The 20,466-nt window shown below is 74.7% G+C and carries 19 protein-coding genes and 3 pseudogenes; 10 read left to right on the top strand and 12 right to left on the bottom strand.

Translation table 11 applies throughout. The features are described from left to right. The first annotated feature begins 187 nt into the window (after positions 1–187). From ACWPWV_RS05275 to ACWPWV_RS05265, 3 genes are read left to right on the top strand one after another with little or no spacing between them, the layout of a single operon-like run. Entirely contained in the window at positions 188–1,090 is a 903-nt protein-coding gene (locus ACWPWV_RS05275; protein ID WP_454041891.1) for an NAD(P)-dependent oxidoreductase, read from the top strand. After that, positions 1,087–2,001: an NAD(P)-dependent oxidoreductase gene (locus ACWPWV_RS05270; RefSeq protein WP_454041890.1), complete on the top strand. Its 915-nt coding sequence runs from the start codon at positions 1,087–1,089 to the stop codon at positions 1,999–2,001. Before ACWPWV_RS05275 ends, ACWPWV_RS05270 begins: the two co-directional genes overlap by 4 nt. Before the next feature lie 10 nt (positions 2,002–2,011). Beyond that, positions 2,012–2,926, top strand: coding sequence for a carbohydrate kinase family protein (locus tag ACWPWV_RS05265; RefSeq protein ID WP_454041889.1), 915 nt, complete (start codon positions 2,012–2,014; stop codon positions 2,924–2,926). A gap of 34 nt (positions 2,927–2,960) precedes the next feature. On the opposite strand, the gene ACWPWV_RS05260 is transcribed toward ACWPWV_RS05265, so the two are convergent. Further along, the gene (locus ACWPWV_RS05260) at positions 2,961–4,019 is read right to left on the bottom strand and encodes an ABC transporter permease (RefSeq protein ID WP_454041888.1); all 1,059 of its coding nucleotides are present in this window, start codon (positions 4,017–4,019) and stop codon (positions 2,961–2,963) included. A gap of 92 nt (positions 4,020–4,111) precedes the next feature. Here ACWPWV_RS05260 and ACWPWV_RS05255 point away from each other — a divergent pair, with 92 nt between their 5' ends. Beyond that, on the top strand, positions 4,112–4,705 hold the full coding sequence (locus tag ACWPWV_RS05255; protein WP_454041887.1) for a TetR/AcrR family transcriptional regulator: 594 nt from the start codon (positions 4,112–4,114) through the stop codon (positions 4,703–4,705). A gap of 76 nt (positions 4,706–4,781) precedes the next feature. Here the strand turns inward: ACWPWV_RS05255 and ACWPWV_RS05250 are convergent, their stop codons facing one another. The 3 genes from ACWPWV_RS05250 to ACWPWV_RS05240 form a co-directional block, all read right to left on the bottom strand. After that, positions 4,782–7,151 carry a glycoside hydrolase family 65 protein gene (locus tag ACWPWV_RS05250; RefSeq protein WP_454041886.1) on the bottom strand — a complete coding sequence of 790 codons (2,370 nt, stop codon included), beginning with the start codon at positions 7,149–7,151 and terminating at the stop codon, positions 4,782–4,784. A gap of 77 nt (positions 7,152–7,228) precedes the next feature. Next, positions 7,229–7,960 (bottom strand): response regulator, encoded by a 732-nt coding sequence (locus ACWPWV_RS05245; RefSeq protein WP_454041885.1) that lies wholly within the window; start codon positions 7,958–7,960, stop codon positions 7,229–7,231. Further along, positions 7,957–9,318 carry a sensor histidine kinase gene (locus ACWPWV_RS05240; RefSeq protein ID WP_454041884.1) on the bottom strand — a complete coding sequence of 454 codons (1,362 nt, stop codon included), beginning with the start codon at positions 9,316–9,318 and terminating at the stop codon, positions 7,957–7,959. Before ACWPWV_RS05240 ends, ACWPWV_RS05245 begins: the two co-directional genes overlap by 4 nt. A 139-nt stretch (positions 9,319–9,457) precedes the next feature. On the opposite strand from ACWPWV_RS05240, the gene ACWPWV_RS05235 reads away from it, so the two are divergent. Both ACWPWV_RS05235 and ACWPWV_RS05230 read left to right on the top strand, forming a co-directional pair. After that, a complete protein-coding gene (locus tag ACWPWV_RS05235) occupies positions 9,458–10,285 on the top strand; it encodes a GAP family protein (protein WP_454041883.1) in 828 nt (275 codons plus the stop codon). Between the two features lie 95 nt (positions 10,286–10,380). Beyond that, positions 10,381–10,866, top strand: a complete 486-nt coding sequence (locus ACWPWV_RS05230) for a hypothetical protein (RefSeq protein WP_454041882.1) — start codon at positions 10,381–10,383, stop codon at positions 10,864–10,866. 61 nt (positions 10,867–10,927) lie between these two features. Here ACWPWV_RS05230 and ACWPWV_RS05225 read toward each other — a convergent pair whose 3' ends face one another. From ACWPWV_RS05225 to ACWPWV_RS05215, 3 genes are all read right to left on the bottom strand, one after another. Continuing rightward, on the bottom strand, positions 10,928–12,751 hold the full coding sequence (locus ACWPWV_RS05225) for a collagen-binding domain-containing protein (RefSeq protein ID WP_454041881.1): 1,824 nt from the start codon (positions 12,749–12,751) through the stop codon (positions 10,928–10,930). A 265-nt stretch (positions 12,752–13,016) separates the two neighbouring features. Further along, positions 13,017–14,492: a flotillin family protein gene (locus ACWPWV_RS05220; protein ID WP_454041880.1), complete on the bottom strand. Its 1,476-nt coding sequence runs from the start codon at positions 14,490–14,492 to the stop codon at positions 13,017–13,019. 123 nt (positions 14,493–14,615) lie between these two features. Continuing rightward, the gene (locus tag ACWPWV_RS05215; protein ID WP_454041879.1) at positions 14,616–15,086 is read right to left on the bottom strand and encodes an NfeD family protein; all 471 of its coding nucleotides are present in this window, start codon (positions 15,084–15,086) and stop codon (positions 14,616–14,618) included. A gap of 193 nt (positions 15,087–15,279) precedes the next feature. Here ACWPWV_RS05215 and ACWPWV_RS05210 point away from each other — a divergent pair, with 193 nt between their 5' ends. The 3 genes and pseudogenes from ACWPWV_RS05210 to ACWPWV_RS05200 form a co-directional block, all read left to right on the top strand. Next, the gene (locus ACWPWV_RS05210; protein ID WP_454041878.1) at positions 15,280–16,197 is read left to right on the top strand and encodes an ABC transporter ATP-binding protein; all 918 of its coding nucleotides are present in this window, start codon (positions 15,280–15,282) and stop codon (positions 16,195–16,197) included. Next, complete coding sequence (locus tag ACWPWV_RS05205) at positions 16,194–17,036, top strand: ABC transporter permease (protein ID WP_454041877.1); 843 nt, start codon at positions 16,194–16,196, stop codon at positions 17,034–17,036. Before ACWPWV_RS05210 ends, ACWPWV_RS05205 begins: the two co-directional genes overlap by 4 nt. A gap of 89 nt (positions 17,037–17,125) precedes the next feature. Beyond that, a pseudogene (locus tag ACWPWV_RS05200) lies at positions 17,126–17,350 on the top strand (transposase); the annotation flags it as partial. Here ACWPWV_RS05200 and ACWPWV_RS05195 read toward each other — a convergent pair. The 3 genes and pseudogenes from ACWPWV_RS05195 to ACWPWV_RS05185 form a co-directional block, all read right to left on the bottom strand. Next, a complete protein-coding gene (locus ACWPWV_RS05195; RefSeq protein WP_454042815.1) occupies positions 17,340–17,969 on the bottom strand; it encodes a PDDEXK nuclease domain-containing protein in 630 nt (209 codons plus the stop codon). The pseudogene ACWPWV_RS05200 and the gene ACWPWV_RS05195 overlap by 11 nt on opposite strands. After that, positions 17,952–18,209, bottom strand: a pseudogene (locus ACWPWV_RS05190) (DUF1016 N-terminal domain-containing protein); the annotation flags it as partial. The gene ACWPWV_RS05195 and the pseudogene ACWPWV_RS05190, both read right to left, overlap by 18 nt. 12 nt (positions 18,210–18,221) lie before the next feature. After that, positions 18,222–18,398 (bottom strand): hypothetical protein, encoded by a 177-nt coding sequence (locus ACWPWV_RS05185; RefSeq protein ID WP_454041876.1) that lies wholly within the window; start codon positions 18,396–18,398, stop codon positions 18,222–18,224. A gap of 158 nt (positions 18,399–18,556) precedes the next feature. Here ACWPWV_RS05185 and ACWPWV_RS05180 point away from each other — a divergent pair, with 158 nt between their 5' ends. Beyond that, positions 18,557–18,787: a hypothetical protein gene (locus ACWPWV_RS05180; RefSeq protein WP_454041875.1), complete on the top strand. Its 231-nt coding sequence runs from the start codon at positions 18,557–18,559 to the stop codon at positions 18,785–18,787. A gap of 43 nt (positions 18,788–18,830) precedes the next feature. Here ACWPWV_RS05180 and ACWPWV_RS05175 read toward each other — a convergent pair. Beyond that, a pseudogene (locus ACWPWV_RS05175) lies at positions 18,831–19,391 on the bottom strand (IS5 family transposase); the annotation flags it as partial. A gap of 47 nt (positions 19,392–19,438) precedes the next feature. Beyond that, positions 19,439–20,455: a phosphotransferase family protein gene (locus tag ACWPWV_RS05170; RefSeq protein ID WP_454041874.1), complete on the bottom strand. Its 1,017-nt coding sequence runs from the start codon at positions 20,453–20,455 to the stop codon at positions 19,439–19,441. Positions 20,456–20,466: the final 11 nt, after the last annotated feature.

Raw genomic sequence — 20,466 nt, 5'->3', positions numbered from 1 at the left:
CCTGCAGGTGAGAACCCCACCTCGAGGTGCGTTCTTCCCGGAGGGCCGTCGGTCGGTGAGGGTGGACGGCGAGGCACGGAGCGCCGTCACGACGCCGCCCGAGCTCCCCACCCGACCCGGAGGAACGATGCCCGACCAGCCAGCCCCCACGGTTCCCTCACCGCCCTCACGGCCCTCCGCGCTCCGCGTGACCGTGCTCGGCCTCGGCGCGATGGGCGGCGCGCTCGCCGCCGCGACCGTCGCCGCCGGGCACACCACCACCGTCTGGAACCGCACGCCGGGCCGCGCCGACGCGCTCGTCGCCGCCGGCGCCCGCGAGGCGACCACCGTGCGGGACGCGGTCCGCGCGTCGCCGCTCGTCGTGGCGGTCCTGCTCGACCAGGCGTCGGTGCACGAGACCCTCGATCCCGTCGTGGACGCGCTCGCAGGCCGGACGCTGGTCAACCTCGTCACGACGACGCCTGAGGAGTCGCGAGGGCTCGCCGCATGGGCGACGTCCCACGGCATCGACTACCTCGACGGCGGGATCATGGCCGTCCCCGCGATGATCGGCGGGCCCGGCTCGGAGGTCCTGTACAGCGGCTCGCGGGCCGCGTTCGACGCCGCGCGTCCCGCGCTCGACACGTGGGGCGAGAGCACGTGGTTCGGCGAGGACCCCGGCCTCGCACCGCTCTACGACCTCGCGCTCCTCGCGGGCATGTACTCGATGTTCGCCGGCTTCTTCCACGGCGTCGCGATGGTCGGGACGGCCGGCGTGAGCGCGTCGGACTTCGCACGCCGAGCGGCGCCCTGGCTGGTCGCGATGACGTCGGGGCTCGCCGAGTACGCGGACGTGATCGACCGCCGCGACTACGCAGGTCCCGGTCAGCAGAGCCTGGAGTTCTCCGACCCCGCGGACATCGTCCGTGCGAGCGAGGAGGCCGGGCTCGCGACCGACGTGGTCGCGGCGGTCCGGGCGCTCGTCCGCCGCCAGGTCGACGCCGGGCACGGTGCGGACGGCTTCGCACGCGTCGTCGAGAGCATCCGGGACCCCCGCACCGCCCGGACCGTCACCGCCGCCCGGACCGTCACCGCAGGAGGAGCCCGATGAGCACGCCCGCCCCCGTCACCCTGATCGGCCTCGGCCCGATGGGTCAGGCCATGGTCCGCACGCTGCTCGCCGCGGGCCACCCGGTCACCGTGTGGAACCGCACGCCGTCGCGGGCGGACCCGCTCGTGGCCGAGGGCGCCGTCCTCGCCCCGAGCCCGGCCGACGCCCTGGCGGCGAGCGAGCTCGTCGTGCTGAGCCTCACGGACCACGCGGCGATGCACGACGTCCTCGACCCGGTCGTCGGGTCCCTGCGCGGCAGGACGATCCTCAACCTCGGCTCGGACACCCCGGCGACCACGCGCGCCTCCGCCCGCTGGGCCGAGGACCACGGGGCGAGCCACGTCACCGGTGGGGTGATGGCGCCGCCGCCGATGGTCGGGACGCCCGACGCCTACCTCTACGTGAGCGGTCCCGAGGCGGCGTTCCGTCCGCACGAGGCGACGATCGCGCTCCTCGGGCGGCCGCGGTACGTCGGCGAGGACCCGGGGCTCGCCCAGCTCCTGTACCAGGCGCACCTGGACGTCTTCCTCACGACGCTCGCCGCGCTCGCGCACGCCACCGCCCTCGCGCACGCCGCCGGTGTCCCGCCCGCGGTCTTCGTCCCGGACGCCCTGCAGACCGTCGCCGACGTCCCCGCGATGATCGGTGGCGACGAGGAGACCGTCGAGGCGTTCGAGACCGGCGCCCACCCCGGCGCCCTGAGCACCACGACGATGATGGGCGCGTCGGCGGCGCACGTGCTCGGCGCGAGCCAGGAGGCCGGGATCGACGACATCCTGCCGCGTGCGGTCGTCTCCCTCTACGAGCGCGCGCTCGCGGCGGGCCACGGTCGCGACGGCTGGACGGCCGTCTACGAGACGATCACGGCGGGCGTCGACGTGCGCTCCGGGGGTCGTGCCGTGCGTCGGTAGGGTGGCGCGGGTGACCGCCGTACCGCGCGAGACCTCTGCCGGGACCACGTCGCAGGACCGGGAGGGCGTCTTCGTGGCCGGTCCCGCGTCGTGGAACCGGATCGTGCAGCTCGACGCGCTGCCGGACCCCTCCCCGCACACCGTCTTCGCGCGTGCCGCGTACGACACCGTCGGCGGCACGTCGGCGGGCAAGGCGCTCAACCTCGCGGCGCTCGGCCGGCCGGTCGTGCTGCGGACGGTGCTCGGCGCGGACGCCGACGCCGCGCACGTGCGCTCGGCCCTCGAGGCCGCCGGCGTGCGGGTGCTCGCCGAGACCTCGCCGGACGGGCGCACGGAGAGCCACCTCAACCTCATGGACCGCGACGGCGGACGCGTGTCGGTGTACCTGCGCGCCCCGGGTGAGGTCCCGGCGTCGGGCGCGGGCTGGGACGCGGCCGTCGCCGCGCTCGACGCCGCGCGCGCGGTCGTCGTCGACCTCGCCGTCCCGGCCCTGCCCGTGCTCGACGTCGCCGTCGCCCGAGGCCGCGACGTCTGGGTCGACCTGCACGACTACGACGGGACGGCGGACTTCCACCGGGCCTGGGTCGACGCGGGCACGCACGTGTTCCTCAGCTCCGACCGCCTGCCCGACCACCGGGCGTTCATGGCGGGGCGGCTCGACGCCGGCGCGCGGCTCGTGGTGTGCACGCACGGCGCACGGGGCGCGACCGCCCTGACGGGGGCCGGCTTCGTGGACGTGCCGGCGCGGGCCGTCGCGGACGTCGTCGACACGAACGGTGCCGGTGACGCGTTCTTCGCGGGCTTCCTCGATGCCCACCTGCGGGGCGAGGCCGTCGATCCGGCGATGCGGGCCGGGGCGGCGCACGCCGCACGCGTCGTGCGAAGCCCTGGCCTCGCGCCGCTCGGGACCGCCGGCCGGGACTGACGCCGTCCCGGCCCGGCGCCCGAGGGGTCCGGTCTCAGGCGCGGTCCGACGCGACGAGCACGTCGTCGCCCGCGCGCGCCGCGGCCGGGGAGCCCGGCGCCGTGGGGCGGCGGTGGCCGACGAGCACGAGCCCGATCCCGAGCACGGCCCAGCCCGTGAGCACCAGCCACGGGAAGGCGGTGTCGGCGGCAGGGAAGTACGAGAGGTCGCGCAGGAGCGTCGCGGACGCGCCGGGCGGGAACCACTGCCCGACGGCGCCCCACGGCGCGAGCAGCATCTCGACCGGCACCGCCGCGGCGGAGAGCGGGTTCGCGACCAGCAGGAACAGCACCGGCCCGACGGCGATGCCGGGCCGGCCGAGCACCGCCGCCGCGCCGACGATCGTGCCCGAGATCCCGAGGAGGGTAACCGCGACGGCCGCGGAGTCGGCGAGGAACGGGCCGTGCAGCCCTCCGAGGCCGTGGAGGACCCCGGCGATCGCGAGCCCGCCGGCGACCGCGTACGTCCCGAGCGCCGCGAGCCGTCGTCCTGTGCCCCGGACCGCGAGCGCGACCACGACGCCGCCGGCGATCCCCCCGAGGACCAGCGGGAACGTCGCCGCGGCGAGCGTCGTGCCGCGCGGGTCGTCGGGCGAGAGCGGGACGAGGTCCGTCACGACGACGGTGGGCGCGCTCCCGGCCGGTGCGCCCTGCTCGGCGGCCGCGGCGTCGACCTGCGCCTGGAGCGCGGTCGCCTGCTCGCCGAGGAGCTGGGCGACGACCGGGCTCGCCGCCGAGGCCGTGAGGACCTCGGGCTCGGGGCCGAGCACGATCGCGCCGTAGACGTCGCGCGACTCGACGAGGGCGGCGGCGGCGGCGCGGTCGGTGACCGCCGTGACGTCGAGGACGCCCGGGGCGCCCTGCGCGAGGCCGGCCTCCACCCGGGCGACCTGCTCGGCCGGGCCGGCGACCGCGACCGGGACGTCCCGGGCGTCGGCCGTGACCGAGGGCCAGAGGAAGGCGAGGACCACGACGCTCACCACGGTGACGAGCGCGAGGGCGATCCCGAGGACGCGGTGCCAGGGCGTCGCAGCAGGTGCTGTCAGGGTGCTCATGAGGACTCCTCGAAAACGAAGGTTCGTTCTTTTTAGCGTCCTCCTGTGGCGCGGCGTCTGTCAAGAACGATCGTTCGGTTTAGTCTGGGCCGGTGCCCAGGGTCACCGAGGAGTACCGTGCCGCCCGCCGCGACGAGATCGCGGAGGCGGCGCTCAGCGTGTTCCGGCGCAAGGGGTTCCAGGCGGCCTCGATGGCCGACATCATCGCCGAGTCGGGCCTGTCCGCCGGAGCGATCTACGGGTACTTCGCGAGCAAGGCGGAGATCGTCCACGCGACCGCGACCCGCATCGTCGGGGCGCGGGTCCTCGACGTCGAGCGGCTCGCGACCCAGGATCCGCTCCCCGCGCCGTCCGAGGTCGTCCGGGTGCTCATGACGGGCGTGCAGCGCGAGCTCCGCGACCCCCGGATCCTCGTCCAGCTCTGGGGCGAGGCGATGACCGACCCCGCGCTGCTCGGCCTCGCGGCGGGGGTCGTCGGGCGCATCCGCCGGACGTTCGAGGACTACCTCACGCTGTGGCACCGGCACGCGAACGGCCTCGACGAGGCCGCGGCGGCCGCGCTCGCCGTCGAGCAGGCGCCGCTGTTCGTCAGCGCGTGCCAGGGGTGCATCATCCAGTCCGGGCTGTTCGAGGACTTCGACCGCGACGGCTACCTCGACCAGCTCGACCAGTACCTCCCGCGCTGAGGGGTCGGCCGGACGGGAGGGGTCGTCGACGGACGGGGGCCCGGTCGTCGGACGCGGGCGTCGTCGGCGCGCCGGGCTAGGACGCGGCGAAGAGGGGTGCCCGGCCGGGCGGCTGCGCGGGCGGCGGGCACTGCTCGGCGTGACGCACCGGCCGCACCTGCGTCGGCTCCTGCGGCGTGAGGCGCAGCTCGTCGCCGTCGTGCACCAGCAGCAGCTTCTCGCCGGACACCAGCCGGTACGTCACGCCGTCACGCCGCACCTCGACGCGCGCGCTCGCCTCCGCGTCGTGCACCGAGAACGCGAGCCCGGCGAGACCGGACGGCAGGCAGGGTGCGAGGTGCAGGACGCCGTCGTCGTGGCGCAGGCCGCCGAGCCCGGCGACGAGGGCCGACCAGGCCCCGGCGAGGGACGCGACGTGCAGCCCGCCGTCGGTCGACGCGCGCAGGTCGCACAGGTCGAGGAGCGCGCACTCGCGGGCGTACGCGTAGGCGAGGTCCACGTAGCCGATCTCCGCGGCGACGACCGCCTGGACGGGCGCGGACAGCGACGAGTCCCGCACCGTGAGGGGCTCGTAGTAGTCGAAGTCGCGGCGCCGCTGCTCGGCCGTGAACTCCTCGCGCGCCACGTGCAGGGCGAGCACGAGGTCGGCCTGCTTGACCACCTGACGCCGGTAGAGCTCGACGTAGTGCACGTGGTCGTCGAGGGGGAACCGGGCCGCGCCCCGCACCTCGAAGTCCCAGTGCGCGTGCCGCGTGAAGTCCTGCGACTGCTCCGTGACCTGCAGGTCGTCGCGGTACGGCACGACCATGCGGTCGGCCGCGAGCAGCCACGCCGCCCGCTCGTCGGCGGTGACGCCCAGCCGGTCCGCCTGCTCGGGGTGCCGGTCGCACAGGTCCGCCGCGGCCCGCAGGTTCTTGCGCGCCACGAGGTTCGTGTAGGTGTTGTTGTCCACCAGCGCGGTGTACTCGTCCGGTCCGGTCACGCCGTCGATGCGGAACCCGGCGTCCGTGTGGTGCCCGCGGCCCGCCCACAGCCTCGCCGTCTGCACGACGAGGTCGACGCCGACGTCGCGGGCGAGCTCGTCGTCCCCCGTGACCGCGGCGTGCCGCACCGCGGCGAGCGCGACCGCGGCGCTGACGTGGAACGCGGCCGTGCCGGCGGGCCAGTAACCCGACGACTCGCGTCCGGTGATCGTCCGCCACGGGAACGCGGCGCCCGGCAGGCCCAGCTCGGCCGCGCGCTCGAGCGCCTGCGGCAGCGTCGCGTGCCGCCAGCGCAGGTGCGCGGCCGCCGCGCCGGGCAGCACGTGGTCGAGGACCGGCAGGACGAAGGTCTCCGAGTCCCAGAACGCGTGGCCCCCGTACCCCGTGCCCGTGAGTCCCTTGGCGCGGACCCCCACCCCGTCGACGCAGGCCGACGCCTGCACCGCCTGGAACAGGGCGAAGCGCACGGCCTGCTGCATCTCGTCGTCGCCGTCGAGCTCCACGTCGCCGCGCGCCCAGACGTCGGCGAGGACCCGGCCCTGCTCGTGCTGCAGCTCGTCCCACCCGGCCGCGAGGGCGTCGGCGAGCACCCGGTGCGCCCGTGCCGGCAGGGCGTCGGCGTCCTGCCCGCCCGCGTGGGCCGCGAGCACGAGCACGGTCATCCACTGCCCGGCGCGCAGGTCCGCGGTGAGGGTGGCGGCGCCCGCGCGGTGGTGCCACACGGGCGTCACGCCGTCCGAGCCGTCCACCACGTGCGCGGTCTCGACCGCGAGCCCGCGTCCCGAGCGGACGGTGCGCTGGTGCACCGACGACCCCTCGGCGTCGTGCCGGCACGACACCGTGACGAGCCCGGGCCCCGCCGGCTCGCGGCCCTCGGGCCCGTCGTGGGGGCACGCCGGCGCGGGGCGCACGGTGACGGTGACGTCGTCGTGCGCGCGCACGTGCCAGTGCGACGCGACGACCTCCGGTCGCGCCAGGGACACGAGGCGCCGGTTGACGAGCGTCACCGTCCCGCCCGACGGGGCGGTCCAGCGCAGCTCCCGGTCCAGCACCCCGGCGCGCAGGTCGAGGACCCGGTCGTGCGCGGCGACGGACCCGCCACGGCCGGTCCGCCCGCTCGCGGTGCGGTCCGACGCGCCGTCGGTGGGGCCGTCCGACGGGTCGGCCCCGGCGTCGACCGGCGCACCGTCCACGGACCAGGCGACGCGCCACGCGTCGACGACCGGGACGAGGCGTTCCTCCACCTCGGGGTAGCCGTAGCCGCCCTCGGCGTACGTCTGCTCGAACTCCTCGACGACGGACGCGAGCAGGGTCGCCGGGTCCGCCTCCGCGGAGGTCTCGTCGAGCACCCCGCGCACGCCGACGTACCCGTTGGACAGGGACAGGACCGAGGCGGCGGTCCGCGGGCCGTCGAGGTCGAGGCCTGACTCCCGGACCGACCAGGGGCTGAGATCGCTCGTCACGCCTGTCACCCCATCACGGGTCCGGGACGCTCACCCGCCGAGGTGCGCGACCGGTGCCGCTCTCAGGTCGGGGTGCTCTACGCGAGGCCCGTGTCCCGCGCGACGATCGCGGCCTGCATGCGCGAGGCGACCCCGAGCTTCGCGAGCACGCGGGACACGTGCGTCTTGGCCGTCGCCTCCGAGATGAACAGCTCCGTCGCGATGCCCTGGTTGGACAGCCCGCGTCCCAGCGCCGCCAGGACGTCCACCTCGCGCGGCGTGAGGTCGGCGAGCCGCGGGTCGCGCGGCTCGTCCGGGGACAGGTCGGGGCCCGACGCCGCGTCGCCTCCGCCGGACGAGGGGCCCGGGTCGCCACGATCGCGGTCGGCGTCGGGCCCGTGGCTGCGCGCGAACGCGGCGAGCAGGCGTCGGGTGACCTCCGGGGCGAGGACGCCGTCACCGTCCGCGACGCGCCGGATCGCCTCGAGCAGCGCCGCGGGCTCCGCCGTCTTGAGGAGGAAGCCCGCCGCGCCCGACCGCAGCGCGCCGTCGACGTACTCGTCGAGGTCGAACGTCGTGAGGACCAGGACGTCCGCCAGGCCCTCGGTCGTGATGACGCGCGTGGCCTCGATCCCGTCGACCCCGGGCATGCGCAAGTCCATGAGCACGACGTCCGGGCGCAGCGCCCGCGCGTTCGTGATCGCGGCCGTGCCGTCGGCGGCCTCCCCGACCACCTCGACGTCGTCCGCCGCGTCGAGCAGGAGCCGCAGCCCGGCGCGGATCGCCGCGTGGTCGTCGGCGAGCAGGACGCGGACCGCCGGGCGCGTCATCGGGACGCCTCGGGGGCGGACGCCGCGGGCGCCGCGGGTGCCGACGGCACGGGCACCGACGCGCGGACCGTCCAGCCGCCACCGCCGGCGGGCCCGCTCGCCGACCTGTCCGTGGGGCCGGCCACGAGCGTGCCACCGAGCCCCTCGGCCCGCTCCCGCATCGTGACGAGTCCCGTCCCCGCGCTGAGCGCCGGGTCGCCGAGCGGCGTCCGGACGGGTGCACCGGCGTCCTGGACGGTGAGCACGACGGCGTCCTCCGACCGCTCGAGGCGCACGACGACCGGTGCTCCCGGCGCGTGCTTGAGGGCGTTCGTGAGCGCCTCCTGCGTGATGCGGTACAGCGCCTGGTCCACCGCGGCAGGCAGGTCCGCGTCGTGGGCGTCCCCCGTCCAGGTCACCTCGGTCCCGGTCGCGCGCGCCGCGTCGAGGAGGGCGCCGACCTCGGCGAGCCGGCCGGGCGCGACCACGGGCTCGGACCCGCGCCGCTCGCTGCGCAGGAGCAGGATCATCGACCGCATCTCCTCCAACGACGTGACCGCGCTCGCGCGCACCTGCTCCAGGGCGGCACGGTCGCGGGCCGTGTCCGGCGGGAGCTGGAGCGCGGCGCCCGAGTGGATGGCGATCGCGGAGAGGTGGGACGCGATGACGTCGTGCAGGTCGCGCGCCATCGCCGCCCGCTCGGCCCGGACGGCCTCGTGCCGGTCGAGCTCGGCGATGCGCTCGAGGTCGCTCGCGCGCTCGCGCTCGAGCGCCGCGGCGCGGGCGGCGCTCGCGGCGTCGCGCGCCGCGAGGTCCGCACGGTCGCGCTCCAGGTCGGCGAGCTCGCTCTTCTGGCGGACGTTCGTCGCCCACCACAGGGGCAGCAGCAGCACCGCGCCGAGCTGGAGGCCCGTGTACACGAAGGCCCGCACGTCGCGTTCGGCCTCGCCCGCGGCGACCGCGGCGAGCACCGAGACGGCGACCGTGACGCCCCACAGCCAGGCGCGCGCCCGGGGGCTGCCCCACATCGCCGCCGCGTACAGCAGGTCCCACAGCACGAAGGTGATCGCGAGGGAGCCGCCCCAGGTGAGGTCCACGAGCATGACGACGACGCCGCCCGCGAGCGCGAGCATCGGCCGGCGGCGCTTGACGAGGATGAGGGCGCAGCCCACCGCGAGCAGCGCGTACCGCCACCACGGTTCCGGCGTCACGATCCCGAAGGCGCCGTCGACGTGGACGAGGTCGACGAGCCCGACCTCGATGAGCACCGACCCGAGCACGAACGTCATGACGGCGGTGACGATGTCGTTGCGCGAGTCCTCGAGCCGCCACACCGGGCGCAGGGCGCCGACGCGGGACCACCAGCGGGCTGACCTCACGCTCCCCATCCCAGCACACGCGGCGTCGTCCGGGATCGGTCGAAGGGTGTACGCGGACGCGGTGGCGCGCCGCGGCGGGCCGCGAGGATCGCCCGTCCGGCCGACGACGCGCCGGCCCGTGCCGCGGGAGGGTGGGGGCATGGACCTTCCCCTCGACCTCGCCGGCGCCGACGGCGCCGGTCTCGGCCTCGCCGCGATGGCCGGCGTGCTCGTCGTGCTCGCCCTCGTCGACTCGACGAGCTTCGGCACGCTGCTCATCCCCGTGTGGCTGCTGCTCGCGCCCGGCCGCCTCCGCGCCGGACGCGTGCTCACCTACCTCGCGACCGTGGCGGGCTTCTACCTCGCCGTCGGGATCGTCGTCATGCTCGGGGCCGGGGCCTTCCTCGACCGGTTCGGGGACGCGCTGGACACGCGGGCCGCGGCGATCGTGCAGCTCCTGCTCGGCATCGGGCTCTTCGCGCTCAGCTTCCGCTTCGACGGCAAGCGCGCCGCGCGCCGGGCCGAGCGCTCGGCGGCGGAGGGCGCGACACCCGGGCCGGGCCGGCTGTCGCGGTGGCGCGAGCGGGCGCTCGGCATCGAGTCGGCCGCGGACGGTGGCCGTGCGCAGGGTGCGACGACCGTCCGGACCCGTGCGTCGGTCCTCCCGCTCATGGGCCTCGCGCTCGGCGCCGTGGCGATCGAGGTCGGCACGATGCTGCCCTACCTCGCGGCGATCGGGATCGTCACCACGTCCGACGTCGCATGGCCGGCCTCCGCGGGCGTGCTCGCCGCGTACTGCGTCGTCATGGTCGCGCCCGCGCTCCTGCTGCTCCTGGGCCGGCTCGTCGCCGCGCGCGCGGTCGACCCGCTGCTGCACCGGCTCGACCGGTGGCTCACGAAGAACGCCGCCGAGATGACCGGCTGGGTCCTCGGGATCCTCGGCGTCCTGCTCGCGCTGAATGCCATGGGACGGCTCGGCTGGACCTGAGCCCTCCCGGGCTGCGTGCGGGGGAGGGGCTTCGTACGGTGCGAGGACGGACCGCTCGTCGGCGGCCCGCCCGCGACCTGCGAAGGGGGCACGCCGTGCACCGCACCCGACCTCTCGGCGCCGCCGCGGCGCTGCTCCTGGCCCTGGGGCTCACCGCCTGCGGGGACGACGCGCCGAGCGGCACCGCGACCCTCCCCGACCCGACCGGTCCCGTCGGCGGTCAGACGTCTGCCGGTGGCGACGACGAGGCCGGGGACACGGCGTCCGGCCCCGGTGAGCTCACCTTCGCGACCGAGGACGGGAGCATCGAGATCACCGGACCGTCGGAGAACTGCGCCGGCATCGGCGGCACCGACTTCCAGGCCACGTTCACCGGGGACGGCAGCGAGGTGGGGGTCACGGTGACCGACGGCGTCGGGCAGGTCACCGTCACGGGTGACGCGTCCTTCGAGGGGACGACGACGGAGTTCACCCTCGACGACGACGGGACCGTGGACATCGAGGGCACCGGCGCGCCCGCCGAGGGCCAGGACGAGCCGGTCGTGTTCACCGTGACGGGGGAGTGCGCCGGGAACGGCTGATCCGCCGTCCCGACCCGTGCACGGCACACCGCGTGTCACGGGTCCGCGCCGCACCCCTGCGTCAGCCCGCCCGGCGTCGCAGCGCGAGCACGAGCGCGCCCGCCAGGACCAGCGCGGCCGCGACCGCGACGGGGACCACGGCCGCCGCGCCCGTCGTCGCGAGCGCCCCGCTCGTCGACGGCCGTGCCTCGTCCGTCGGGTCGGCGGTGCCGGTGCCGGCCCAGGAGCCCGGGTGGGTCGGGTCGACGGTCCCCGGGGTCGTCGGGCCGGTCTCACCCGGGTCGGTGGGGTCTGTCGTGCCCGGGTCCGTGGGGTCGGTGGGGTCCGTCGTGCCCGGGTCCGTGGGGGCGGTGGGGGCCGTCGGGTCGATGGGGTCCGTCGGGTCGGTCGGGTCCAGCGGCCCGGGCGTCCCGTCCGCGGTGTTGGTGAGGACCAGCTCGACGGTGCTCCCGTCGCCGACGACGAAGGTCGCCGACCCGTCCGGGCCGACCGTCACGCCGTCGCCCGTCCAGCGCGGCTCTCCCCAGCGGACGCCCTCGATCTCCGGCAGAGCGACCTCGGTGAGCTCGACCTGCGTGCCGACGGGGAGGCCGTCGACGACCTGCCGCTCGTCGGCGCGCAGCGTGAGCGGGTCGGCGGCGACACCGTCGAGGGTCTGCTCGACGGTGAACGTCGTCCCGGCCGGCACGACGTCGGCCTTCCTGTCGTCGACGACCTTGGTGACCGCGTAGCCGCCCGTGGGTGTGGGGACCGGGTCGCCGCCGCACGGGATCGTGCCCGCGAAGAGGAACGCGTGCGCCTCACCCTCGCCCGCCAGGACGAGGTTGCGCGCGACGACCTGGCCGTCGAGCGGCGAGGCGGAGACCGTCAGGTCGGCCTCGGGCGCGTAGACGGAACCGTCGATCCGTACCGGGCTCGTGAGCGAGACGGGCCCGGTGACGGCCGAGAGGTCCCACAGGACGTACGGGGAGTACGTCCCCTGCGGATCCATCCGGAACCCCGTGAGGTCGGTCGTGCCGGCGGGCACCCTGACGACCAGCGGGTTCGCGGGCCCCGGCGCGGCGCTGCCCTCGGAGAGCTGGAGCAGCCCGGCTCCCGCGACGTCGGCGTAGTCGACGACGTTCGGGACGTCCGCGGCGAGGGGCTCGAGCACGAAGCGCTCGCCCCACGACCCCGCGACGCCGACGCGGTGGCCGGCACCCGTGTCCGAGCCGAGGTCGGCGAGGCACTGCCGCACGGTCTCGACCGGCGTCGCGCCGGCTTCGACGTAGCTCGCGACGTCCGTGCGCTCCGTGCGGACCGTCTCCTGGTCGTCCGGCCACCGCTGGTTCGTCGCGTCGATGGCGGGGGCGTCGTCGGCGGTCGTGCGCCAGCGGACCCATCCGGCGCGCTCGTAGGCGGCGAAGTCGCTGCTGTCGTGCGCGACCTTGAGATGGCCGGCGAGCGCAGGGTCGCCCCCCGAGCCGGAGTTCTTGATCTCCACGAGGCCGGAGCCGGTCGAGTACGAGCCGACGAGGAGCCGGGTGGGGTCGCCGTCGACGGTCGGGATCGCGTAGTCCGGCGTGCCGGCGACGTAGTGGTGGATCGCGTACGTCCCGCCGCCGCTGCGCGTGACGGTGAGCTCGCCGCCGACGGCGATGCTGCCCTCGGTCTCCTGGTTGGCCAGGGTCGCGTCCTGGCGCGCGTACACGCTGAAGCCGCCGGCGAGGTCGAACGGGTTGACGCCCGCCGACGCGGTGCTCGGCGCGACGGCGGCCTCCGGGGTCGCAGGGATCGCCTGGGCGGTCGCCGCGGAGCCGAGAGCCAGCACGCCGGCGAGAGCGGCGGCGGCGACGGCACGGAGGGTGGTGGGTCGTCCGCGGCGGGTTCGCGGGAAGGTGGGCACGTCGTCCTCCACGGGGTCGTCCGGAGAAGCGACGCTGGTCCTGCCGGTGTTACGGATGGTCAACCTGGACAACTGTCCAGTACGGCGCCGCGTTCCCGCACCGCGGGACCTCGTGACCTTCCGCAGCGGACGTCGGGACGAAGGTCCCGGGACCGCGGACGTGGCGCAGGGACGACCGGCCGCGCACGACCGTGGCCCGCCCGGAGGACCGGACGGGCCACGACGAGGATCGCGACGAGGATCGCGACGAGGTGCGCGACAGGGGTCAGACGCGCGTGCCGTTCGACCCGGACGCCTTGTCCGCGCCGGGCAGCGTGCTGCCCGCGAGGCCGGCGATGAGCTGGTTGATGTCGACACCCGTGAGCTGCTTGATGACGCCCTGGCCCTCGCCCAGGACCGACGCGACGTTCTTCGTGATCGCGGACGCGCCGTCGGTGGAGATGACGGTCATGCCCTGGATGTTGCCGATCGGCTCGGCCGCGGCACGCACGATCTCGGGCAGGCGCTCGATGAGCTCCTGGACGAGAGCGGCCTCGCCGTACTTCTTGAGCGCCTCGGCCTTGGCGTCGGTCGCGACCGCCTCGGCGCGACCCTCGGCCTCGATCGCCGACGCGCGCGCCTCACCCTCGGCCTTGATGCCGGCCGCCAGGGCGACCTGACGGTCGCGCTCGGCCTCACCGGCGCGGCGCACCGCGGCGGCGGACGCCTCGGCGTCCTGGATCGCCGCCGTCTTGTTCGCCTCGGCGATGACGGTGCGCTTGTAGGCCTCGGCCTCCGTGGAGGCGTTCGCGGCGTCACGACGCGCGTTCGCCTCCTGGACCTCGGCGTACGCCTTGGCCTCGGCCGGCTTGCGGATCTCGATGTCGAGCCGCTCCTGCGTCACGCGGGCCTGCTCGGCGAGCGCCTCGCGCTCCTGCTGCGCGACGAGGCGGTCCTGCTCGGCGCGGGCCAGCTGACCGGCCGCGTCGGCCTCGGCGTTCGCGCGGTCCGTGTCGGCCTTGATGACGGCACGCTTGAGGTCGAGCGCCTTCTGGCGCTCGGCGATCTGCTCCGCCGCCTCGATGACCGCGAACTCGGACGCGCGCTGCGCCTCGGCCTCGGAGACCTCGGCGACCTGGCGGGCGCGCGCGTTCTCGGCGCGACCGAGGTTGGCGAGGTAGTCCGACCCCGGCGTCGAGATGTCGGAGATGTTGAGCAGGTCGACCTGCAGGCCCTGCTCCGACAGGTCGGCCTTCGTCGACTCGACCACCCGATCGGACAGGCCCTTGCGGTCCGAGATGATCTGCTCGATCGTCATGTCGCCGACGATGGAGCGCAGCGAGCCCTCGAGGGACTCCTTGATGATCTCGGTGAGCGTGCCCTGCTGGGACAGGAAGCGCTGGGCGGCACGCCGCACGCCCTCCTCGTCGCCGCGGACCTTGAAGTTGATCGACGCCTTGATGGCGATCTTGATGCGGTGCTTGTCCACGCCCTCGACGGTGATCCCGATCTGGCGCTGCTCGAGCGAGATGGGGAAGCCCTGCTGGAGGATCGGCCAGACGAACGTGCGGCCGCCGACGATGACCTTCTGGCCGCTGCCGGTGGCCTCCTTGCGGCCCGCGCCGCGACCCACGATGACGAGGGCCTCGTTCGGCGGGACGCGACGGATGCGCTTGCTGATGAAGATGATCACCGCGAAGAAGGCGATGACCAGGGCGACGATCGCCAGGGTCGTGATGAGGTTGTTCGTGTCGTCCAGCATGGTCAGCGCCGGGGCGCGTCTCCTTCCGTTCGGGCGGTGGGCGTGCGGTGCGTGCAGAGGTCTGGGTGGCCCGTGCGGCAGTGCGGGCGGGCCGGGCGGCGGTGCAGCAGGTGCGGGACGACGTCAGTCGTTCGCGAAGTGCCGGCGCACGCGCACCTTGCTGCCGGACTGCTCGAGGACGACGACGCGCGCGCCCTCGGGGATGGGTTCCTCCGACCAGGCGAGCCGGCGCTCGAGCTCGTGCGCGGCGTCGAGCGAGACCTCGCCGCGGGACGGGTCGATGGCCGTCGTCGCGGTGCCCTGCACCCCGACGAGCGAGACGGGCGCGCCGTCCTCCGTCGCCCGCAGGTGCGTGACCAGGCGCTGGACGACGAGCACGACGACGACCGCGACGACGAGCGAGCCGACGTACGCGACCCACGTGGGCAGGCCGTTGGCCGTGACGATGACTCCCACGGAACCGAACACCACGCCGCCGACCCCCAGCGACGTCCCGGAGAGGGCTCCGTCGCCCAGCTCGACGATCTCGCCGACCAGGAGGGACAGGAGGAGCAGCGCGAGCGCGGCGATGCCGATGACGAGGAAGACGATCATTCGTGGTCCCTTGAGCGACGCGTGGAGTTGTCGTGAACGTGCGCACACCATACCGTGACGCGCGCGCGAGATCGGCCGTCCACAGCCACCGGGCATGGGGACCTCTCCCCGCGCCGGTTCGCCTCGCGCGCGGCGACCACGGGTGTTTGAGTTCCCCCATGCGATCAGGCCCTGCGCGACGCGAGATGCTCCTGTGATCGAGGTCGAGCACCTCACCAAGACCTACGGCGGGACGGTCGCCGTCGACGACCTGAGCTTCGTGGTGCGAACCGGCCGGGTGACCGGGCTGCTCGGACCGAACGGCGCCGGCAAGTCGACGACGATGCGCATGATCCTCGGCCTGCACCGGCCGACGAGCGGGGTCGTCCGGATCGACGGGAAGCCGTTCGTCGACGACCCGGCGCCGCTGACGGCCGTCGGCGCCATGCTCGACGCCCACGCGGTGCACCCCGGCCGGACCGCGCGCACCCACCTGCGGTCCATCGCGCTGACGCACCGGCTGCCCGCGTCCCGCGTGGACGAGGTGCTGGAGACGACGGGACTGGCCGCGGTGGCCGGTCGCCGCATCGGCACGTTCTCGCTCGGGATGGGGCAGCGCCTGGGGATCGCCGCCGCCCTCCTGGGGCGCCCGCGCACGCTGATCCTCGACGAGCCCGTGAACGGCCTCGACCCCGACGGGGTCCACTGGGTCCGCGAGCTGGTGCGCGCGCTCGCGGCGCAGGGCACGACCGTCCTCGTCTCGAGCCATCTCATGAGCGAGATGGCGCTCACCGCGGACGACGTCGTCGTCCTGGGCCGCGGACGGCTCGTCGCCAGCGGGACGGTCGAGGAGATCGTCGGCGCCGCGTCCGGGGGCAGCGTCCGGGTCCGGACCGCGGAGACCGCCGACGCGCTGGCCGCGGAGGTCCGTGCGTCCGGCGGCACGGTCACGTCGACCGAGGAGCGGGTGCTGACGGTGGCCGGGCTGTCGAGCGACCAGGTCGGCGCCCTCGCGATGCGCACGGGGACGGTGCTCGCGGAGCTCGTCCCGCAGCACGTCTCGTTGGAGGACGCCTTCTTCGAGCTGACGAAGGACGCCGTCGAGTACACGACCGACGGGGGACCCCGATGACCGCACAGCCCGCACGGCCCGCGCCCCCGACGACGTCGCCGGCCACGTCGTCCACCCGATCACCGGCGGACACGCCGCGACTGGGGTTCGGCGGCCTCGTCGCGTCCGAGTCGCTCAAGGCGCGGGGCCTGCGCTCGACGTGGTGGCTCCTGTCCCTGGCCCTGCTCGTGCCGGTCCTCGTCGCGCTGGTCACCGCGCTCACCGGGCGGTCGGACGTCACCGACGCCGACACCGCGCTCGCCGAGGCGGTCGGCGCGGTCACGGACACGAACTACCTCGGGCTCCTGCTCCTCGTCGTCCTCGGGACGATCGTGGGCACCGCGGAGTACGAGCGCGGCGCGGTCCTCACCACGTTCGCCGTCGTGCCGCGCCGCGTGCCCGTCGTCCTCGCCAAGGTCGTGGTCGTCGCCGTGGTCGCTCTCGTGGTCTCGGTGGCCTCCGGCGTGGTGTCGTTCTTCGTCGCGGCGCTCGTGCTCGGTCACGGGGCACCCGGGGGGATCGCCGACCCGGTCGTGCTGCGCGTGCTCGCGGGCACGGCCTTCTTCCAGGCGGCCGCCGCCGTGATCGGCCTGGCGTTCGGCCTCCTCGTCCGGTCGAGCGCGGGCGGTATCGCCGCGACGCTCGGGTTCCTCTACGTGGTGCCCGCCCTGCTCCAGGTGATCCCGGTCGACGCCGTCGGGCGCTTCGCCCGCTCCCTCCCGGGGCCGGAGGGCACGGTGCTGGAGCTCCCGAGCGATGCCGACGGTGCGACGCTCGCCTGGAGCGCCCTCGCGATCGCGGTCTGGACGGCGGTCGTGGTGGCGGCTGCGTGCGTCGTCGTGCGCCGGCGGGACGTCTGACCGGACGTCTGGCCCTACACCCGACCGGAGCTCGACGCCTCGGACGTGTCTCCTAAACCTGAGCTCAGGCTCGCGGCAGACTCGCAGCCGTGAGTCGTCTTCAGGTGCTGACGGACGCGCAATGGGAGCGGATCGAGCCGTTGCTGCCGAAGAACGCGGGCAAGGTCGGTCGCCCGTTCGTGGATCACCGCACCGTGGTGGAGGGCATCGCCTACCGGTACCGGACCGGGATCCCGTGGCGGAATCTGCCCCGCGAGGCGTTCGGGCCGTGGCAGACGGTGTGGAAGCGGCACAAGAAGGTCCTCAGGACCGGTGGTCGAGTTCGTCCTCGATGACGGCCTCGAGCTCGGCCGCGCTGGGCAGGACGCCGCGAGCCTCAGCCGGCAGCCCTTGATAGTCGGCGACGGCGACGGGCGCGCTGGTGCTGGCCAGGGCGTAGCGCACCGTCGGTCCGGTCTTGCCGGTGCACAGCAGGATCCCGACCGTCGGAGCGTGGATCTCGGCCCGGCGGTACTGGTCGTCGACGATCGCGACGTAGGCGCCGAGCTGCCTGAGGTGGGACGGTTCGAACTTGCCGATCTTGAGCTCGACGACGACGTAGCGCAGCTGCTCGACGTGGAAGAACCGCAGGTCGATGTAGAACTCGTCGACCTCGTCCGTGGCGTCGTCCGGGACGGTCAGGCGCACCTGACGGCCGACGAACGCCAGACCGTGTCCGAGCTCCAGCATGGTGTCCTGCAACCGGTCCATCAGCGCCTGCTCGACGTCGCGCTCGGCACGTCGTTCCACCAGACCAAGGTGCTCGAAGACGTACGGGTCCTTGACCAGCTGCTGCGCCAGCTCGGAGTCGGGCCGATCGAGTGCGGCGGCGAAGTTCGAGGGTGCCGCACCCAGAGCGCGGCGCAGGTTCATCTTGAGGTGATGATCGAGCACGGCCCGCGACCATCCCTCCTCCGCGGCGCGCTCGGCGTACCAGTCACGCTCTTCGCGGGTGCGCAGGCGGCTCAGGAGCACGGTGACATGACCCCACGGCAGCTGGGCAACAGCCTGTTGCCCGAATGAACTCGCATCGGGCCACGCCTCGGCCATCGCCCGCATGTACTTCAGGTTCCGTGTCGACCAGCCCCGCTGGTCGCGAAACTCCCGCTGCAGGTCCGCCCCGAGCCGGACGAGGACCTTCGCTCCTCAGCCCGCGCGGGCACGGCGCTCGACCAGGTCGTGCCCGATGGACCAGTACAGGCGCAGCACCTCGGTGTTCGCCGCGCGTGCCGCGCGAAACTGCGTCGCGCGCACCCGCGCCTTCAGCTCGACCAGGAGCTCGGCGTATCCCGCGGGCTCGAGCTCGCTCCCCGACGACGTCATGCACGCCATCCGCCGCGGCCCTCCCACGGGGCCGAACTGACCTGACTATTGGACAACGCCTGCCGATAGCGTTCTGTCCTGCGCCAACGGCGACCGCCACGCAGCGTCGCCCTCACGATCAACCCGACGGCCGCCACCAGTTCGGCAAGGAGTCCTCGATGACCGGACCGACCACGATCACGCTCTCCAGTGACCACGCGCTGGTCCTCTTCGAGCTTCTCGCGCGCCTGAACACAGACGGGCAAGTACCGTTCGCTGACCAGGCGGAACAACGGGTGCTGTGGGACCTGGAAGCCCAGCTGGAAAGCAACCTGACCGCCGTAGTGGCCTCGAACTACCACGAGCAACTCACCGCAGCACGCGGGCGGATCCGGGACGCCACTGACTGACCTCTGGGAGAGGCTCCCACGTCGCACGCGGAGACCCGGCACTGTCGCCGAGCACCAGCTCCAACGCACGCCCGTCGTGCGACGGCCCAGGCGTGACCATCACCGCGAGCGGACGCCCACGCCCGTCAACCGCGTGATGAATCGTGCTCGTCAACCCACCACGGGAGCGCCCGAGGCCATGACCTGCAGGTTTACTGTGGACGACGCTCTCGCGGCGCCTCTTGTGCTTCGACGTCGCCCCCGTGTCCTTCTCCGGTCGGGTCGTGTTCGTCGCGTGCTGGTGCGCGTGGTTGATCGTGGAGTCCACCGAAACGGTCCAGTCGATCTGGCCCGCGGCGTCGGCTTCGGCCATCGAGTGCGCCAGGATCCGGTCCCAGGTGCCGTCGGCGGCGAACTTCTTGTGCCGCTTCCACACCGTCTGCCACGGCCCGAACGCCTCGCGGGGCGGATTCCGCCACGGGATCCCGGTCCGGTACCGGTAGGCGATGCCCTCCACCACGGTGCGGTGATCCACGAACGGGCGATCGACCTTGCCCGCGTTCTTCGGCAGCAACGGCTCGATCCGCTCCCATTGCGCGTCCGTCAGCACCTGAAGACGACTCACGGCTGCGAGTCTGCCGCGAGCCTGAGCTCAGGTCTAGGAGACACGTCCTAGGCGCCGAGCTCGTCGAGCAGGTGGTCGAGGTTCGCCCGGGCGGTCGCCAGATGGCCCGCGACCCAGTCGCCCTCGTACGCCCGGGGCACGACCTCGACCGCCAGGACGCACGCGAGGTACAGGCGGTAGAGCCGCAGCCGCGCCCAGGCGGCCGGGTCGCCGTCGTCGGGCGTGCCGTCGCCGAGGCCGGGCTCCCCGCCCGTGGCGCGATACCCGGCGAGGAGGTCGGGGTCGACGGCACCCACGCCGAGCTGGTCGGCGCCCACGAGCTCGAGGAGAGGGTCGCCCCAGAGCGCGCGCTCGGCGTCCAGGAGGCCCGTGACGCGGTGGGCGTCGTCCAGGAGGACGTTGCCGGGCCAGAGGTCGCCGTGGACGAGGCGGGGGACGGTGACCCGGGCGAGCGCGTCGCGGTGGCGCGCGACGGCGTCGTGCACGCGGCCGACCGGGAGCTCGACGTCCCAGCGGACGGCGTCGGCGAGGACCGCGCGCAGCATCCGGTCGTAGGCCTCGGGCCACGTGGCGGCGGCGAGCGCGGACGCGGGCGCGGGATAGCCGAAGCGGTCGCCCTCGATCGTGTGCCACCGGGCCATGAGCGCGCCGAGCTCGCGCCGCACGGCAGCCCCCTGCGCGGGCGCGAGGTCGAGCCTGCTCCACAGCGTCCCGCCGACGAACGTCACGACGAGCGCGTCGCCGTCGAGGTGCTCGCGCGAGAAGTCGGTGTGGAGCACGCGGGGCACCGGGAGCCCGGCCGCATGGGCGGCGCGGTACGCGGCGGCCTCGGTCGCGAGGATCCCGCGCTCGTAGCGGAGGAGGCGCGACGTGTCGGCGCCGGTGATCTTGACGACGACGCGGCGCGGGGCGTCCGCACCCGCCCCGTCGGGGCCGTCCGCGAGGTCGACCGCGACGACGCTCGCGAACGTGCCGCCGCTCAGCGGCCGGACGCGGACCGCCGTGCCGAGCGGGCGGACGAGGGCCGCGACCTGGGCGTCGGTGACCGACGTCTTGGTGAGCACGCCGCGATGCT

It is taken from the genome of Cellulosimicrobium sp. Marseille-Q8652 (assembly GCF_965112045.1).
The sequence above is the reverse complement of the archived record's forward strand: the minus strand, read 5'-3'. Positions and strand labels throughout refer to the sequence as shown.